Genomic DNA, 17,579 nt, shown 5'->3' with positions numbered 1-17,579 from the left:
ATTTGCTCAGCGGCATGACAAATAGTGGAGGGAGTGACGCGCGGGGGGAACGGGTCGTACGCGCCGAATAGTTTCGGTACGGGTCCGGTCGGGCCCGGGGATGCGAAAAGGCCCGTACGACCGAAGTCGTACGGGCCTTTTCAGGTCAGGCGACCCTCAAGCGAGCGGGACTCACTTGGTGATCTTGGTGACCTGGCCGGCGCCCACGGTGCGGCCACCCTCACGGATGGCGAACTTGAGGCCCTCCTCCATGGCGACGGGCTGGATGAGCTCCACCTTCATCTCGGTGTTGTCACCCGGCATGACCATCTCGGTGCCCTCGGGGAGGGTCACGACGCCGGTCACGTCCGTCGTACGGAAGTAGAACTGCGGGCGGTAGTTGTTGAAGAACGGGGTGTGGCGGCCACCCTCGTCCTTCGACAGGATGTAGGCCTGGGCCTCGAACTCGGTGTGCGGGGTGACCGAGCCCGGCTTGATGATGACCTGGCCGCGCTCGACGTCCTCGCGCTTGATGCCGCGGAGCAGCAGACCGACGTTCTCACCGGCCTGGCCCTCGTCGAGCAGCTTGCGGAACATCTCGATACCGGTGACGGTGGTCGAGGTCTTCTCCTGCTTGATGCCGATGATGTCGACGGTCTCGTTGACCTTCAGGACACCACGCTCGATACGGCCGGTGACGACCGTACCGCGACCGGTGATCGTGAAGACGTCCTCGATCGGCATGAGGAACGGCTTGTCGACGTCGCGCTCCGGCTGCGGGATCGCGGTGTCGACGGCGTTCATCAGGTTGAGAACGGAGTCGACCCACTCCTTCTCGCCCTCGAGCGCCTTGAGCGCCGAGACCTTGACGACCGGAACGTCGTCGCCCGGGAACTCGTACTCGGAGAGGAGCTCACGGACCTCGAGCTCGACGAGCTCCAGGATCTCCTCGTCGTCCACCATGTCGGCCTTGTTCAGGGCGACGACGATGTACGGAACGCCGACCTGGCGGGCCAGGAGCACGTGCTCCTTGGTCTGCGGCATCGGGCCGTCGGTGGCGGCGACCACCAGGATGGCGCCGTCCATCTGGGCGGCACCGGTGATCATGTTCTTGATGTAGTCCGCGTGACCCGGGCAGTCGACGTGGGCGTAGTGACGCTCCTCCGTCTGGTACTCGACGTGCGCGATGGAGATGGTGATACCGCGCTGACGCTCCTCGGGAGCCTTGTCGATGTTGTCGAACGGGGTGGCCTCGTTCAGGTCCGGGTACGCGTCGTGCAGCACCTTGGTAATGGCCGCCGTGAGGGTGGTCTTACCGTGGTCGATGTGACCGATGGTGCCGATGTTGACGTGCGGCTTAGTCCGCTCGAACTTCGCCTTCGCCACTGGGGTCCTCCTGTGGAGTGGTTCTGTACGCCTTACTTCATCGGCGCCAGGTGATCTTTGCTGTTAAATCCCGGGCCCGGGGGCATTCCTCCGCGTTCGCAGGCTTTCGCCCGCGTATCGGCGGAATGCCCCGTGAGGCTCCGGAGTCAAGCCTACGGCGTGGGAACGCTGTGCGTTACTCGCCCTTGGCCTTCGCGATGATCTCCTCGGCGACGTTCCGCGGAACCTCGGCGTAGGAGTCGAACTGCATCGAGTAGCTCGCGCGACCCGACGTCTTGCTGCGGAGGTCGCCGACGTAGCCGAACATCTCCGACAGCGGAACCAGGCCCTTCACGACGCGGGCACCGGCACGCTCCTCCATGGCCTGGATCTGGCCACGGCGGGAGTTGATGTCGCCGATGACCTCACCCATGTAGTCCTCGGGCGTGGTGACCTCGACGGCCATCATCGGCTCGAGCAGCACGGGGCTGGCCTTGCGCGCGGCCTCCTTGAAGGCCTGCGAACCGGCGATCTTGAAGGCGAGCTCGGAGGAGTCGACCTCGTGGTAGGCACCGTCGAGAAGCGTGACGCGCACGCCGGTCATCTCGTAACCGGCGAGGATGCCGAACTGCATGGCCTCCTGGCAGCCGGCGTCCACCGAAGGGATGTACTCCTTCGGGATACGGCCACCGGTGACCTTGTTCACGAACTCGTACGAGGCGTCGCCGCCCTCGATCGGCTCGATCGCGATCTGCACCTTGGCGAACTGACCGGTACCACCGGTCTGCTTCTTGTGCGTGTAGTCGACGCGCTCGACGGCCTTGCGGATCGTCTCGCGGTAGGCGACCTGCGGCTTGCCGACGTTCGCCTCGACCTTGAACTCGCGCTTCATGCGGTCGACGAGCACCTCGAGGTGAAGCTCGCCCATACCGCCGATGACGGTCTGGCCGGTCTCCTCGTTGGTGTGCACCTGGAAGGAGGGGTCCTCCTCCGCGAGACGCTGGATGGCGACACCCAGCTTCTCCTGGTCACCCTTGGACTTGGGCTCGATGGCGACCTCGATGACCGGCGCCGGGAAGTCCATGGACTCCAGGATCACCGGGTTCTTCTCGTCGCTCAGCGTCTCACCGGTGGTGGTCTGCTTCAGGCCCATGACGGCGACGATGTCGCCGGCGCCCACCGACTCGATCTCCTCACGCTTGTTGGCGTGCATGCGGTAGATCTTGCCGATGCGCTCCTTCTTGCCCTTGACCGAGTTCAGCACCGAGGTGCCGGACTCCAGGCGGCCCGAGTAGACCCGGACGAAGGTGAGCTTGCCCAGGTGCGGGTCGCTCATGATCTTGAACGCCAGGGCCGCCAGCGGCTCGTCCTCGGACGGCTTCCGCTTGATGACGACCTCGGGGTCCTTGACGTCCTGGCCCTCGATGGCCTCGACGTCGAGCGGGGTCGGCAGGTAGCGCACAACGGCGTCGAGCAGGGGCTGGACGCCCTTGTTCTTGAACGCGGTGCCACAGAACACCGGGGTGACCGTGGTGCCCTCGCTCTTGCCGGACGCGATGGTGATACGACGGATCGCGGCGTACAGCTGCTCCTCGGTGGGCTCCTCGCCCTCCAGGTACAGCTCCATGATCTCTTCGTCGTTCTCCGCGACGGCCTCGACCAGCTTGCCGCGGTACTCCTCGGCAGCCTCGGTGTGCGTGGCCGGGATGTCGACGACGTCGTACATCTCGCCCTTGGCGGCCTCGGCGGACCACACGAGCGCCTTCATGCGGACCAGGTCCACGACGCCCTTGAAGTCGGCCTCGGCACCGATCGGGAGCTGCATGACGAGCGGCTGGGCGCCCAGGCGGTCCGAGATCATGTCCACGCAGCGGTGGAACTCGGCGCCGGTACGGTCCAGCTTGTTCACGAAGCAGATGCGCGGCACGCCGTAACGGTCGGCCTGACGCCACACCGTCTCGGACTGCGGCTCGACACCGGCGACACCGTCGAACACCGTGACAGCACCGTCGAGCACGCGCAGGGAGCGCTCCACCTCGACGGTGAAGTCGACGTGACCCGGGGTGTCGATGATGTTGATGGTGTAGTCGTTGTCCTCGAGCGGCCAGTGACAGGTGGTCGCAGCAGACGTGATCGTGATGCCACGCTCCTGCTCCTGCTCCATCCAGTCCATGGTGGCAGCGCCGTCGTGGACCTCACCGATCTTGTACGAGACGCCGGTGTAGAACAGGATCCGCTCGGTGGTGGTCGTCTTGCCCGCGTCGATGTGGGCCATGATCCCGATGTTGCGGACCTTGGCCAGGTCAAGTGAAGTGGTAGCCATAAGGCTTCAGTCTTCTCTCGGTCTCGATGTGGGTAGCGACTACCAGCGGTAGTGCGCGAAGGCCTTGTTGGACTCGGCCATCTTGTGGGTGTCCTCGCGCTTCTTCACAGCGGCGCCGAGGCCGTTGGAGGCGTCGAGGAGCTCGTTGAGCAGACGCTCGGTCATCGTCTTCTCGCGACGGGCGCGGGAGTAACCGACGAGCCAGCGCAGCGCCAGGGTGTTGGCGCGGCCGGGCTTGACCTCGACCGGCACCTGGTAGGTGGCGCCACCGACACGGCGGGACTTGACCTCGAGGGTCGGCTTGATGTTCTCGAGAGCGCGCTTCAGCGTGATGACCGGGTCGTTGCCGGTCTTCTCGCGCAGGCCCTCCATGGCGCCGTAGACGATGCGCTCGGCGGTGGAGCGCTTGCCGTTCAGCAGCACCTTGTTGATCAGGGAGGTCACCAGAGGAGAACCGTAGACCGGGTCGATGATGACCGGGCGCTTCGGGGCGGGGCCCTTACGAGGCATTCTTACTTCTCCTTCTTGGCGCCGTAGCGGCTGCGGGCCTGCTTGCGGTTCTTGACACCCTGGGTGTCCAGCGAGCCGCGGATGATCTTGTAGCGAACACCCGGCAGGTCCTTCACACGGCCACCACGCACGAGCACGATGGAGTGCTCCTGCAGGTTGTGTCCCTCACCCGGAATGTAAGCGGTGACTTCGATCCCGCTGGTCAGACGCACACGCGCGACCTTGCGCAGGGCCGAGTTCGGCTTCTTCGGGGTGGTCGTGAACACACGCGTGCAGACGCCGCGGCGCTGAGGGGAACCCTCGAGTGCGGGCGTCTTGTTCTTCTCGACCTTGTCCTGCCGGCCCTTACGGACCAGCTGCTGGATCGTAGGCACTACTTCTCCGGTTTCTGTGTGCCGATGGGTGAAGCTAACCTGGAACGTCGCCGACCCACGCGGTCGGGTGTGTCGAATCCCGCAGACTCCCACCGCAAGGCAGAAAGGGCGCGAATTTCGGTGGCCGCTTACGGCTCCCTTTGCGGTCGAAGGCACGCTCGAGAGCCAGGGCACACCCCAGGCACAAGGTCTGAGCGTACCTACCGCACTGACTCCGGTCAAAACAAAAGCGACGCGACCGACACGCCGGGCGTTCCGGCCGGAGCGGTGTAGGGTCGCCCGCTCCATTATCACAGGTGCCGGGCGCCTCGGCCGGTCGGCCCGGTCGAAGCGCCCGGCGTCCCCGCTCACTCCCGCGGTCCCCGGTCCCGTCCCTGGGCCTGGACGGGGGCGGACGTGATCTGCGTGTTCGGGGGGTCCGGAGCGTTCGGGGCCCTGGGGGCCGGGTCCGCGGCCGTGTCGTGGCCGACGAAGTACGTCGGCCGGTTCTGCACGGCCGTGTAGATCCGCGCGATGTACTCGCCGAGCAGGCCCACGCAGATCAGCTGGACGGCGCCGATGAACAGGACCCCGGTGAACAGGGAGGTCCAGCCGGGCACGGTCCGCTCCCAGAGGTGGGCGCTCAGCGTGTAGACCATCAGCCCGAGGCAGACGAGGAAGGCGAGGCCGCCCAGCCAGGTGGCCAGGCGCAGCGGCGCCGCGGAGAAGCCGGTGACGCTGTCGACCGCGAGCCGGATCATCCGGCCCAAGGGGTACTTGCTGCGGCCCGCGGCACGGGACTCCCGCTCGTAGGTGACCTGCCCGCTGGGGAAGCCCAGCCACGGGACCAGGAGGCGATAGACCCGCTGCTGGTCCGGCAGGGCCTTGAGGGCATCCACGGCGGCACGGCTGAGCAGCCGGAAGTCACCGCCCTGTGCGGGGACCGAGGATCCCGCCAGCCGGCGCACGAGCCGGTAGTAGAGGTGCGCGGTCCACCGCTTGAACCCGGTGTCGCTCGTCCGGTCGGCGCGGATGCCGTAGACGATGTCGAGTCCCTCGGCCCGGGCCCGGGCGAGCATCTCGGGGATCTTCTCGGGCGGGTCCTGGAGGTCCGCGTCCAGGCTCACCACATAGGCGCCGGCCGCCCGGTCCAGGCCCGCGGTGAGGGCGGCCTGGTGACCGGAGTTGCGGCGCAGGCCGATCACGCGCAGTTCCGGCCAGCCCAGCCGCAGCGCGGCGAGCAGCTCGCCGGTGCGGTCGGTGCTGCCGTCGTCCACGGCGACGAACTCGTAGGGCACGCCGAGGTCCGCGAGGACCGGACGCAGCCGGCGGACCAGCGCGGGCAGGACCTCTTCCTCGTTGTACATGGGGACGACGACCGACAGGACGGTCGTCTCCTCCGTTCCTCCGGTCAGCTCGTCCCTCCCCCGCCGTCGCGCGTGCGCGACTCCGCATGTGATCTTATGATGGCCGGTTTGCGATCAGCCGGGCGGAGGGGGCCCGTGGTCCGGCGATCGGTCGAGAGTCGAGGGTCGAGGGGGGACAACAGGCATGAGCACCACATCCGCAGGCCCGGCGACGGCGGGCACTCCGGCATCCGGAGGACAGGGGGACGGATCCCGGTGGACCGGCCGTCTGTCCCTGGGCCGCCTGTCCCTGGGCCGGCTGCCCCTCCCGCCCGCTGTCCGGCCGTACCTGGCCCCGCTCCTCCTGTACGGCGTCACCAAGCTGGTCGGTCTCACCGTCTTCGCCGTTCTGCTGGACCGTTCCGGCGACTACCGCGGGAAGCAGCCGCGCTTCGGCGGCGGTGAACACTGGTGGGACGTCCTCGGCACCTGGGACGGCTGGTGGTACCTCCAGGTCGCCGAGAAGGGGTACGACCCGCACCCTCTGCAGCCGCTCGCCCCGGGCGGCGTGTTCACCGTCAAACAGGACTCGGTCGCCTTCTTCCCGCTCTACCCGGCCCTGATCAGGATGGTGTCCCAGGTCACCGGCCTGGGTCTGTACGGGTCCGGGATCCTGGTCTCGGTCCTCGCGTCGTTCGTCGCGGCCGCCGGGATCTACGCGGTGATCTCCCTGCTCGCGGGCGTCCGGGCGGGCACGATCGCCGCCGGTCTGTGGGCGGTGGCACCGGGTGCGGGCGTCGAGTGGGCGGTGTACTCGGAGTCCGTGTTCGTGGCGATCGCCGCCTGGTGCTGCCACTGCGTGATGAAGCACCACTGGAAGGCGGCCGGGGTACTCGCCTTCGTCGCCGGGCTCAACCGGCCCACCTCCGCCGTGCTCATCGGCGCCGTGGGGCTCGCCGCACTCGTCACGCTGGCGCGGCGGGACAGCAGACGCGAGCACGGGGTGGCCGGTCCGGTGTTCGCCATGGTGACCGCGCCGCTCGGACTGCTCGGCTACGTGGCCTGGGTGGGCCTGCGCATGGGCGATCTCACGGCGTACTTCACGCTCCAGCGCGAGGGGTGGGCGCACTTCTTCGACTACGGCGCCCACACGCTCGACGTCCTGGGCAACACGGCGGTCGGCAGACGCGACTACCTCTTCGCCTTCTCCGTACCGGACCTCATCGGCGTACAGCTGGTGCTGGCGCTGCCCTTCCTGCTGACGCTGATGCTGCGCAAGCGGCCGCCGCTGGTGCTGACCGCGTACACCCTGGCGACCGTGGTGACGGTGCTCGGCACCCAGCAGATGTTCGCCAACACCTCGCGCTACCTGCTGCCCGCCTTCCCGCTGCTGCTGGCCCCGGCGGCGGCGATGAGCCGGCTGAGGCTGCCGAGCCTGATCGTGTTCTTCACGACGGCGGCGGTGGCGTCGGGGTGGTACGCGCATTACGTGATCTTCGAGTTGGGGATTCCGTAGACCGGTCGGTCGTCGATCCGGTCGGTCCGGTCGGTTCGGTTGGTCCGGTCGGTCCGGTCGGTCCGGTCGGTCGTCGGTCCGGTCGGTCTACGTCCTCCGGCCGGAAGCGCCGGACCCGCCCTCAGGAGCGGTCGCGGCGGCGCGAGGGCAGGCGGGGGATGGTGGGCACCCTGGATTTGCGGCTCTTGGCGTCGAGTACCGGTCTGGGCGGTTCGGCGCCGTGGCCGTCGCCGGCCCGGTCGTGCCGGTCACCGTCCCGGTCGTCCTGGGGGAACGGGATGACCGCGGCCTGGCCCGGTGTGCGGCCGACCAGACGCAGGCGCCTCACCTGCTGAGATGGTCCGCAGGTGTGCGCGGTTGTCCACTGCTGTCCATCGGCGTTTTCACGCAGTCAGACGCCTCACCAACCTCGTCTTCTACGTGCCGGGATACGTGGGTGGCACGCTCAGCACCAGGTCCTGCGCCGGCCTCCACACGGACACCGGCACCCGGGTCGGCCTCACCGCCCCGTTGAACGGTCTGCTGACCGCGACCGAGGGCAAGACCTTCGTGCTCCCGCTGACCACCGCGTACCAGGCCGCCGCCGGGAACCACTGGGTGGCGCTGCTGGTCAGCGGCCCGACGACGAAGCAGAACGGTCCCGCGGTCATGGTGGGCTCCGCCAAGGGCGAGGCCCCGGGCAGCAGCGCCCGGATGCCGGGCGCGTTCATCCGCCACGGGCGGCTGTCGGCCACCGGCCAGACCTCCCTGCCGACCTCGTTCCCCGTCTCGTCGGTCTCGTCGGTGGTCGCGGACTCCAACGCCATCTGGGCCGCCGTCTCCTGACCCCGGCGGCCCCGCACTCCCTGCCCCGCCCCGTATCCGCCCCGGGTACGGGGCGGGCCCGTCCTGGAAGGCATCCTCCATGGCCACTCCCCTCACCGCCGACCGGCTCGTCTCCGCCCTGCGCGCCGAAGGCGTCACCGTCGTGGAACACACCGGCTGGCGCACCAACAACCGCAAGCACAAGGGAAGCTGGGGCCCGGTCAACGGCGTGATGATCCATCACACCGTCACCTCCGGCACCACCTCCACCGTCAACCTGTGCTTCAACGGCCACTCCGGCCTCCCCGGCCCGCTCTGCCACGGCGTCATCGCCAAGGACGGCACGGTCCACCTGGTCGGCCACGGCCGCGCCAACCACGCGGGCACCGGCGACCCCGACGTCCTGTCCGCCGTCGTCGCCGAGCGCACCGCCCTGCCGTCCCCCCACCAGCGCACGGCCGACGGCAACACCCGCTTCTACGGCTTCGAGTGCGTCAACCTCGGCGACGGCGAGGACCCGTGGCCCGAGGCCCAGCTCGACGCCATCGCCCGTGCCTCCGCCGCGCTGTGCCGGGCGCACGGCTGGAGCGCCGCGTCCGTGATCGGCCACAAGGAGTGGACCAGCGCCAAGATCGACCCGCGCGGCTTCGCCATGGCGGACCTGCGCGCCCGTATCGCCGAGCGCCTGACCGGCCGCCCCTCCGCGCAGCCCGGCAGCACCGCCCCGGCCACCCCTCGGTACCAGCCCTTCCCCGGCGCCGACTGGTTCCGCAGACAGCCGAAGTCGCCCGTCGTCACCGCCCTCGGCAGACGCCTGGTCGCCGTCGGCTGTTCCGCCTACGCGTCGGGCCCCGGCCCGCAGTGGACCGAGGCCGACCGCCGCAGCTACGCCAAGTGGCAGCGCAAGCTCGGCTACACCGGTACGGACGCCGACGGCTGGCCGGGTGCGAAGTCCTGGGCGGCCCTGAAGGTGCCGTACACCTCCGGGGCGTGAAGCGCATGGGGAGGAGCAAGGAAAAGAGCACCACGTGCACGATCCGCTCCCCCTCCGCGTCCCCCCTCTCCGACCCGGCCGTGGTGGCCGTCGAGCTGGAGCGGTCGCGCGGCACCGTCGAGGCCGGCTTCGCCCGCGTCGACGGATCGCTCGCGCTGCTCGTCCAGTGCAGCGACCAGACCGACCAACAGCTCGCCGACCACGAGCCTCGCCGACCACGAGCAGCGGCTGCACGCCCTGGAGCGCTCCCGCCGGCCGCTCACCGGCATCGGCGCCCTGCCCGCGGTGGCGACGGTGGTCGTCCCCACCCTGGAGCTGACCGCCCGCTGACCCACGCTCCACCGAGACACGCTCCACGAGACACGCACCGCCGAGACACGCCGAAGGGCGGTCACCCCGGACAAACCCGGAGTGACCGCCCTTCAGTGCGTCAGACGCTCAGACGTACGCCTTCGCCTTACTGGTTGTACGGACCGTAGTCGTAGTCCTCCAGCGGAACGGCCTGGCCGGAGCCCGTGCCGAACGGCGAGTAGTCGATGTCGTCGTAGCCGACGGCCGAGTACATGGCGGCCTTGGCCTCCTCGGTCGGCTCGACCCGGATGTTGCGGTAGCGGGACAGACCCGTACCGGCCGGGATGAGCTTACCGATGATGACGTTCTCCTTGAGGCCGATCAGGGAGTCGGACTTGGCGTTGATCGCCGCGTCCGTGAGGACCCTGGTCGTCTCCTGGAAGGACGCCGCCGACAGCCACGACTCGGTCGCCAGCGAGGCCTTGGTGATACCCATCAGCTGCGGACGGCCGGAGGCCGGGTGGCCGCCTTCCTGGACCACACGACGGTTCTCGGTCTCGAACTTCGACCGCTCGACCAGCTCGCCGGGCAGCAGCTCGGCGTCGCCGGACTCGATGATCGTCACACGGCGCAGCATCTGCCGGATGATGATCTCGATGTGCTTGTCGTGGATCGACACACCCTGCGAGTTGTACACCTTCTGGACCTCGCCGACCAGGTGGACCTGGACGGCACGCTGACCCAGGATGCGCAGCACGTCGTGCGGGTTGGTGGCACCCACGGTGAGCTGCTGGCCCACCTCGACGTGGTCGCCCTCGCGGACCAGGAGCTTGGCGCGCTTCGAGATCGGGTACGCCGTCTCGTCGCTGCCGTCGTCCGGGGTGACGACGATCTTCTTCGTCTTCTCGGTCTCCTCGATCCGCACGCGGCCGGCGGCCTCGGAGATCGGGGCGACACCCTTCGGGGTACGGGCCTCGAAGAGCTCGACGACACGCGGCAGACCCTGGGTGATGTCGTCACCGGCCACACCACCGGTGTGGAAGGTACGCATCGTCAGCTGGGTACCGGGCTCACCGATGGACTGGGCGGCGATGATGCCGACCGCCTCACCGATGTCGACCAGCTTGCCGGTGGCCAGCGAGCGGCCGTAGCACATGGCGCAGGTGCCGACGGCGGACTCACAGGTCAGGACCGAGCGGGTCTTGACCTCCGAGACGCCGTTGCGGACCAGCTCGTCGATGAGCACGTCACCGAGGTCGGTGCCGGCCGGGGCCAGCACACGGCCGTCGACGACGATGTCCTCGGCGAGGCAGCGCGCGTACACGGACGTCTCGACGTTCGTGGCCTTGCGCAGCACGCCCTCGGCGTCCCGCTCCGCGATCTCCAGGCGCAGACCGCGGTCGGTGCCGCAGTCCTCCTCGCGGATGATGACGTCCTGGGAGACGTCGACCAGACGACGGGTGAGGTAACCCGAGTCGGCGGTACGCAGAGCGGTGTCCGCCAGACCCTTACGGGCACCGTGGGTGGCGATGAAGTACTCCAGAACGGTCAGACCGTCGCGGTACGACGCCTTGATCGGCCGCGGGATCGTCTCGTTCTTGGCGTTCGACACCAGACCACGCATACCGGCGATCTGACGCAGCTGCATCATGTTTCCTCGCGCGCCCGACTCGATCATGATGAAGATCGGGTTGGTGCGCGGGAAGTTCGCCTGCATCGCCTCGGCGACCTCGCTGGAGGCCTTGTTCCAGATGACGATCAGTTCCTGCGTGCGCTCTTCCTTGGTGACGAGACCACGCTCGAACTGCTTCTGGATCTTGAGGGCCTGCTCCTCGTAGTTCTCGAGGATCGACGGCTTCTCCGGCGGACCGACGATGTCGGAGAACGCGACGGTGACGCCGGAGCGGGTGGCCCAGAAGAAGCCGGACGCCTTCAGGTTGTCGAGCGTCGCCGCCACGATGACCTTCGGGTAGCGCTCGGCGAGGTCGTTGACGATCTCCGAGAGCTGCTTCTTGCCGACCTCGTAGTCGACGAACGGGTAGTCCTCGGGCAGCAGCTCGTTGAAGAGCGCGCGGCCCAGCGTGGTGCGCAGCGTGAAGCTGTCACCCTGCTGCCACTCCGGCTCACCCTCCTCGCGCGCCGGCGGCGTCCATCCGCGCGGCGGGATGGTGCCCACCGGGAAGCGGATGTCGACCTTCGACTGGAGCGACAGCTCGCCCGCGTCGAACGCCATGATCGCCTCGGCGACGGACGCGAACGCCCGGCCCTCGCCCTTGACGTCGCGCATCTCGCCGTCGGTCGTCAGGAAGAACAGACCGAGGACCATGTCCTGGGTCGGCATCGTCACCGGACGGCCGTCGGCGGGCTTGAGGATGTTGTTCGAGGACAGCATCAGGATGCGGGCCTCGGCCTGCGCCTCCGCGGAGAGCGGCAGGTGGACGGCCATCTGGTCACCGTCGAAGTCCGCGTTGAACGCGGTGCAGACGAGCGGGTGGATCTGGATGGCCTTACCCTCGACCAGCTGCGGCTCGAAGGCCTGGATGCCGAGGCGGTGCAGGGTGGGGGCACGGTTCAGCAGAACCGGGTGCTCCGCGATGACCTCTTCCAGCACGTCGTACACGACCGTGCGGCCGCGCTCGACCATGCGCTTGGCGCTCTTGATGTTCTGCGCGTGGTTCAGGTCGACCAGGCGCTTCATCACGAACGGCTTGAAGAGCTCCAGCGCCATGGCCTTGGGCAGACCGCACTGGTGCAGCTTGAGCTGCGGGCCGACGACGATGACGGAACGCGCCGAGTAGTCGACTCGCTTGCCGAGCAGGTTCTGACGGAAACGACCCTGCTTACCCTTCAGCATGTCGCTGAGGGACTTCAGCGGACGGTTGCCCGGACCGGTGACCGGCCGGCCACGACGGCCGTTGTCGAAGAGGGCGTCGACCGCCTCCTGGAGCATGCGCTTCTCGTTGTTCACGATGATCTCGGGCGCGCCGAGGTCGAGAAGCCGCTTCAGACGGTTGTTGCGGTTGATCACACGGCGGTACAGGTCGTTCAGGTCGGAGGTCGCGAAGCGGCCACCGTCCAGCTGCACCATCGGACGCAGGTCCGGCGGGATGACCGGCACGCAGTCGAGCACCATGCCCTTGGGGCTGTTGCTGGTCTGCAGGAACGCGGAGACGACCTTGAGGCGCTTGAGCGCACGGGTCTTCTTCTGGCCCTTGCCGGTACGGATGATCTCGCGGAGCTTCTCGGCCTCCTCCTCGAGGTCGAAGGACTCCAGGCGCTTCTGCAGCGCCGCGGCACCCATCGAGCCGTCGAAGTACGTGCCGAAGCGGTCCCGCAGCTCGCGGTAGAGGAGCTCGTCGCCCTCGAGGTCCTGGACCTTGAGGTTCTTGAACCGGGTCCACACCTCGTCGAGGCGGTCGATCTCGCGCTGCGCACGGTCGCGCAGCTGCTTCATCTCACGCTCGGCACCCTCGCGCACCTTGCGGCGCACATCGGCCTTGGCGCCCTCGGCCTCGAGCTCGGCCAGGTCGGTCTCGAGCTTCTTGGCGCGGGCCTCGAGGTCGGCGTCCCGGCGGTTCTCGACCTGCTGGCGCTCGACGGAGACGTGGGCCTCCAGCGAGGGCAGGTCGCGGGTACGGCGCTCCTCGTCGACGTACGTGATCATGTACGCCGCGAAGTAGATGACCTTCTCCAGGTCCTTCGGGGCGAGGTCGAGCAGGTAGCCGAGGCGCGACGGAACGCCCTTGAAGTACCAGATGTGGGTGACGGGAGCGGCCAGCTCGATGTGGCCCATCCGCTCACGGCGCACCTTGGCGCGCGTGACCTCGACGCCACAGCGCTCACAGATGATGCCCTTGAAGCGGACACGCTTGTACTTGCCGCAGTAGCACTCCCAGTCCCGGGTCGGACCGAAGATCTTCTCGCAGAAGAGTCCGTCCTTCTCGGGCTTGAGCGTGCGGTAGTTGATGGTCTCGGGCTTCTTGACCTCGCCGTGGCTCCACTGCCGGATGTCGTCAGCGGTGGCCAGGCCGATCCGGAGCTCGTCGAAGAAGTTGACGTCGAGCACTATGCGTCAATCCCTCTCAGGGTTGTAAGTCTTTGGGTCTGAAACGGGGTCCCGGGGTCGGCGGGCCTTCCTAGAGGGAAGGCCCGCCGGACTCCGTCAGACCTCTTCGACGCTGCTCGGCTCGCGCCGGGACAGGTCGATGCCGAGCTCCTCCGCGGCGCGGAAGACGTCCTCGTCGGTGTCACGCATCTCGATGGACATACCGTCGCTGGACAGCACCTCCACGTTGAGGCACAGGGACTGCATCTCCTTGATGAGCACCTTGAAGGACTCGGGGATGCCGGGCTCGGGGATGTTCTCGCCCTTGACGATGGCCTCGTAGACCTTCACGCGGCCGGTCACGTCGTCGGACTTGATGGTCAGCAGCTCCTGGAGGGCGTAGGCCGCTCCGTACGCCTCGAGTGCCCACACCTCCATCTCGCCGAAACGCTGGCCACCGAACTGGGCCTTACCACCCAGCGGCTGCTGGGTGATCATGGAGTACGGACCGGTCGAACGGGCGTGCAGCTTGTCGTCGACCAGGTGGTGCAGCTTGAGGATGTACATGTACCCGACCGAGATCGGGTCCGGGAACGGCTCACCGGAGCGGCCGTCGAACAGCCGCGCCTTGCCGGACGGGAGCACCATGCGGTTTCCGTCGCGGTTGGGCAGGGTGTTCTCCAGCAGACCGGTCAGCTCGTCCTCACGGGCACCGTCGAAGACCGGGGTCGCGACGTTGGTCCGCGGGGCGACCTGGTCGGCGCCGATGACCTGGAGGCGCTGCGCCCACTCGTCGGCGAGACCGGAGACGTCCCAGCCCTGGCTGGCGAGCCAGCCGAGGTGGATCTCCAGAACCTGTCCCGGGTTCATTCGGGACGGCACACCGAGCGGGTTGAGGATGATGTCGACCGGAGTTCCGTCCTCGAGGAACGGCATGTCCTCGATCGGAAGGATCTTCGAGATGACACCCTTGTTGCCGTGGCGGCCGGCGAGCTTGTCACCATCGGTGATCTTGCGCTTCTGCGCGACGTAGACGCGGACCAGCTGGTTCACGCCCGGCGGCAGCTCGTCGCCCTCCTCGCGGTCGAAGACGCGGACGCCGATGACCTTGCCGGTCTCGCCGTGCGGCACCTTCAGCGAGGTGTCACGGACCTCACGGGCCTTCTCACCGAAGATCGCGCGCAGCAGGCGCTCCTCCGGCGTCAGCTCGGTCTCACCCTTCGGGGTCACCTTGCCGACGAGGATGTCGCCGGCGATGACCTCGGCACCGATGCGGATGATGCCGCGCTCGTCGAGGTCGGCGAGGACCTCCTCGGAGACGTTCGGGATGTCCCGGGTGATCTCCTCGGGGCCGAGCTTGGTGTCACGGGCGTCGACCTCGTGCTCCTCGATGTGGATCGAGGAGAGGACGTCGTCCTGCACGAGGCGCTGCGACAGGATGATCGCGTCCTCGTAGTTGTGACCCTCCCACGGCATGAACGCGACCAGCAGGTTCTTGCCGAGCGCCATCTCGCCGTTCTCGGTGGCCGGACCGTCGGCGAGGACCTGGCCCACGATGACGCGGTCGCCCTCGTTGACGACGACCTTCTGGTTGACCGAGGTGCCCTGGTTGGAGCGGGCGAACTTGGCCAGGCGGTACGTGATGTACGTGCCGTCGTCGTTGGCGGTGGTGATGTAGTCCGCGGAGACCTCCTGGACCACACCGTCCTTCTCGGCCTTGACCACGTCACCGGCGTCGACGGCGGAGCGGTACTCCATGCCGGTGCCGACGAGCGGGGCCTCGGACTTAATCAGCGGCACGGCCTGACGCATCATGTTCGCGCCCATGAGGGCGCGGTTGGCGTCGTCGTGCTCGAGGAACGGGATCATGGCGGTCGCGACCGACACCATCTGGCGCGGCGAGACGTCCATGTAGTGGACCTCGTCACCCGGCACGTAGTCGACCTCGCCGCCGCGGCGGCGGACCAGGACGCGCTCGGTGAAGCGCATGTCCGCGTCCAGCGGCGCGTTGGCCTGGGCGATGACGAACCGGTCCTCCTCGTCGGCGGTCAGGTAGTCCACCTCGTCGGTGACCTGGCCGTCGACGACCTTGCGGTACGGGGTCTCGACGAAACCGAACGCGTTGACCCGGCCGTACGAGGCGAGCGAGCCGATCAGACCGATGTTCGGGCCTTCGGGCGTCTCGATCGGGCACATGCGGCCGTAGTGCGAGGGGTGCACGTCACGGACCTCGAAGCCGGCCCGCTCACGGGAGAGACCACCCGGGCCGAGCGCGGACAGACGACGCTTGTGCGTCAGCCCGGACAGCGGGTTGTTCTGGTCCATGAACTGGGACAGCTGGCTGGTGCCGAAGAACTCCTTGATGGAGGCGACGACCGGCCGGATGTTGATCAGGGTCTGCGGCGTGATCGCCTCGACGTCCTGCGTGGTCATGCGCTCGCGGACGACACGCTCCATACGCGCCAGACCCGTACGGACCTGGTTCTGGATGAGCTCGCCGACGCTGCGCAGACGACGGTTGCCGAAGTGGTCGATGTCGTCGGTCTCGACGACGATCGTGTCGCCGTTGTCGGCGACCGTCTCGGTCTCGCCGGCGTGCAGCTGCACCAGGTACTTGATCGTCGAGATGATGTCCTCGACGGTCAGGACACCCGCGTCCAGCGGCGCGTCCGCACCCAGCTTCTTGTTGACCTTGTAGCGGCCGACCTTGGCGAGGTCGTAGCGCTTGGGGTTGAAGTACAGGTTCTCCAGCAGCGTCTGCGCGGCCTCACGCGTGGGGGGCTCGCCCGGACGCAGCTTGCGGTAGATGTCGAGCAGCGCGTCGTCCTGACCCTGGGTGTGGTCCTTCTCCAGGGTGGCGCGCATGGACTCGTACTCGCCGAACTCCTCGAGGATCTGCTCGGTGCTCCAGCCGAGCGCCTTCAGGAGGACGGTGACGGACTGCTTGCGCTTGCGGTCGATACGGACACCGACCATGTCGCGCTTGTCGATCTCCATCTCCAGCCAGGCACCCCGGGACGGGATGATCTTGGCGGAGAAGATGTCCTTGTCGGAGGTCTTGTCGATGGAGGAGTCGAAGTAGACACCTGGCGAACGGACCAGCTGCGACACGACGACACGCTCGGTGCCGTTGATGACGAAGGTGCCCTTGTTCGTCATGAGCGGGAAGTCGCCCATGAAGACCGTCTGGGACTTGATCTCGCCGGTCTCGTTGTTGGTGAACTCCGCCGTGACGAAGAGCGGCGCGGCGTACGTGAAGTCGCGCTCCTTGCACTCGTCGATGGAGTTCTTCGGCGGCTCGAAGCGGTGGTCACGGAAGGTCAGCGACATCGACCCGGAGAAGTCCTCGATCGGGGAGATCTCCTCGAAGATCTCCTCGAGGCCGGACTTGGTGGGGACGTCCTGACCGTTCTCCAGAGCCTCCTCGACCCGACTCTGCCAAGCGGTGTTGCCGAGCAGCCAGTCGAAGCTCTCGGTCTGCAGCGCGAGCAGGTTGGGAACCTCGAGAGGCTCCTTGATCTTTGCAAAGGAGATGCGCAGCGGGGCGGTGCTGGCGGCGTTGTTCGTATTCGCGGTCGAGGCAGTGCGCGAGGCGGCCAAGAGGGGTCCTTCCGAGGGCTCGGACTCACTACGCGCGTACCGGCCCCCCGACCGGGCACAGGAGTGGAAGTCCCAGGTCAAGGACGGTTCCATCGTCGGTGCTCGAGCGAGGGCATGCCCCTGGTGACGGGCAGGAGGCAGCTAACAGGCAGCGCAAAGGGTCAGTGTAGCCAGTTGGCCCACTGATGTCCAGTTCGGGTTTGCGGAACCTCGGAAACCCTCGTTGTTTCTCAACACCTGCGGCAAGCCACGCCCTCGATGCACATCGATCCTGCCCTCTTCGCCGTCGATCCATGCCTCGGATGCGGATCGTTGTGACGACGCGTCCTGAGAATTGCGCGCTGCGTGCAGTTCGTCAAGGCCCCCATGCCCGAAGCACATGCCGCGATCGTCACTCGCGACAGGACACCGGGGGTGCTCGGGAGGCACGACGAAGATCACCATACTCGCCGC

Annotated in this window: 11 protein-coding genes; 3 read left to right on the top strand and 8 right to left on the bottom strand. The window is 67.7% G+C overall.

The window, feature by feature from the left end; all coding sequences use genetic code 11:
- Positions 1 to 171: 171 nt before the first annotated feature.
- The 5 genes from tuf to IE242_RS19680 form a co-directional block, all read right to left on the bottom strand.
- Positions 172 to 1,365, bottom strand: coding sequence for an elongation factor Tu (gene tuf, locus IE242_RS19700; protein WP_189861042.1), 1,194 nt, complete (start codon positions 1,363 to 1,365; stop codon positions 172 to 174).
- A 175-nt stretch (positions 1,366 to 1,540) separates the two neighbouring features.
- Positions 1,541 to 3,667, bottom strand: coding sequence for an elongation factor G (gene fusA / locus IE242_RS19695; protein WP_189861040.1), 2,127 nt, complete (start codon positions 3,665 to 3,667; stop codon positions 1,541 to 1,543).
- A gap of 39 nt (positions 3,668 to 3,706) precedes the next feature.
- Complete coding sequence (rpsG, locus tag IE242_RS19690) at positions 3,707 to 4,177, bottom strand: 30S ribosomal protein S7 (RefSeq protein ID WP_003998848.1); 471 nt, start codon at positions 4,175 to 4,177, stop codon at positions 3,707 to 3,709.
- 2 nt (positions 4,178 to 4,179) lie between these two features.
- A complete protein-coding gene (gene rpsL / locus IE242_RS19685) occupies positions 4,180 to 4,551 on the bottom strand; it encodes a 30S ribosomal protein S12 (RefSeq protein ID WP_003948652.1) in 372 nt (123 codons plus the stop codon).
- Between the two features lie 347 nt (positions 4,552 to 4,898).
- Positions 4,899 to 5,945 carry a glycosyltransferase family 2 protein gene (locus tag IE242_RS19680; RefSeq protein WP_268249470.1) on the bottom strand — a complete coding sequence of 349 codons (1,047 nt, stop codon included), beginning with the start codon at positions 5,943 to 5,945 and terminating at the stop codon, positions 4,899 to 4,901.
- A gap of 136 nt (positions 5,946 to 6,081) precedes the next feature.
- Here IE242_RS19680 and IE242_RS19675 point away from each other — a divergent pair, with 136 nt between their 5' ends.
- On the top strand, positions 6,082 to 7,392 hold the full coding sequence (locus IE242_RS19675; protein ID WP_189861036.1) for a putative hexosyltransferase: 1,311 nt from the start codon (positions 6,082 to 6,084) through the stop codon (positions 7,390 to 7,392).
- 121 nt (positions 7,393 to 7,513) lie between these two features.
- On the opposite strand, the gene IE242_RS19670 is transcribed toward IE242_RS19675, so the two are convergent.
- Positions 7,514 to 7,720, bottom strand: a complete 207-nt coding sequence (locus tag IE242_RS19670; RefSeq protein WP_189861034.1) for a hypothetical protein — start codon at positions 7,718 to 7,720, stop codon at positions 7,514 to 7,516.
- A gap of 92 nt (positions 7,721 to 7,812) precedes the next feature.
- Here IE242_RS19670 and IE242_RS19665 point away from each other — a divergent pair, with 92 nt between their 5' ends.
- Positions 7,813 to 8,217: a hypothetical protein gene (locus IE242_RS19665; protein ID WP_189861032.1), complete on the top strand. Its 405-nt coding sequence runs from the start codon at positions 7,813 to 7,815 to the stop codon at positions 8,215 to 8,217.
- A 79-nt stretch (positions 8,218 to 8,296) separates the two neighbouring features.
- Positions 8,297 to 9,190: a peptidoglycan-binding protein gene (locus tag IE242_RS19660; RefSeq protein ID WP_189861030.1), complete on the top strand. Its 894-nt coding sequence runs from the start codon at positions 8,297 to 8,299 to the stop codon at positions 9,188 to 9,190.
- A 457-nt stretch (positions 9,191 to 9,647) separates the two neighbouring features.
- On the opposite strand, the gene IE242_RS19655 is transcribed toward IE242_RS19660, so the two are convergent.
- A complete protein-coding gene (locus IE242_RS19655; protein ID WP_189861028.1) occupies positions 9,648 to 13,547 on the bottom strand; it encodes a DNA-directed RNA polymerase subunit beta' in 3,900 nt (1,299 codons plus the stop codon).
- Between the two features lie 96 nt (positions 13,548 to 13,643).
- Positions 13,644 to 17,126 carry a DNA-directed RNA polymerase subunit beta gene (gene rpoB, locus IE242_RS19650; RefSeq protein ID WP_189861026.1) on the bottom strand — a complete coding sequence of 1,161 codons (3,483 nt, stop codon included), beginning with the start codon at positions 17,124 to 17,126 and terminating at the stop codon, positions 13,644 to 13,646.
- Positions 17,127 to 17,579 lie beyond the last annotated feature (453 nt).

Source organism: Streptomyces poonensis, assembly GCF_014650915.1.
In the GTDB taxonomy this organism is placed as follows: Bacteria; Actinomycetota; Actinomycetes; order Streptomycetales; family Streptomycetaceae; genus Streptomyces; species Streptomyces poonensis.
This window is presented reverse-complemented; position numbering and strand designations above follow the sequence as displayed.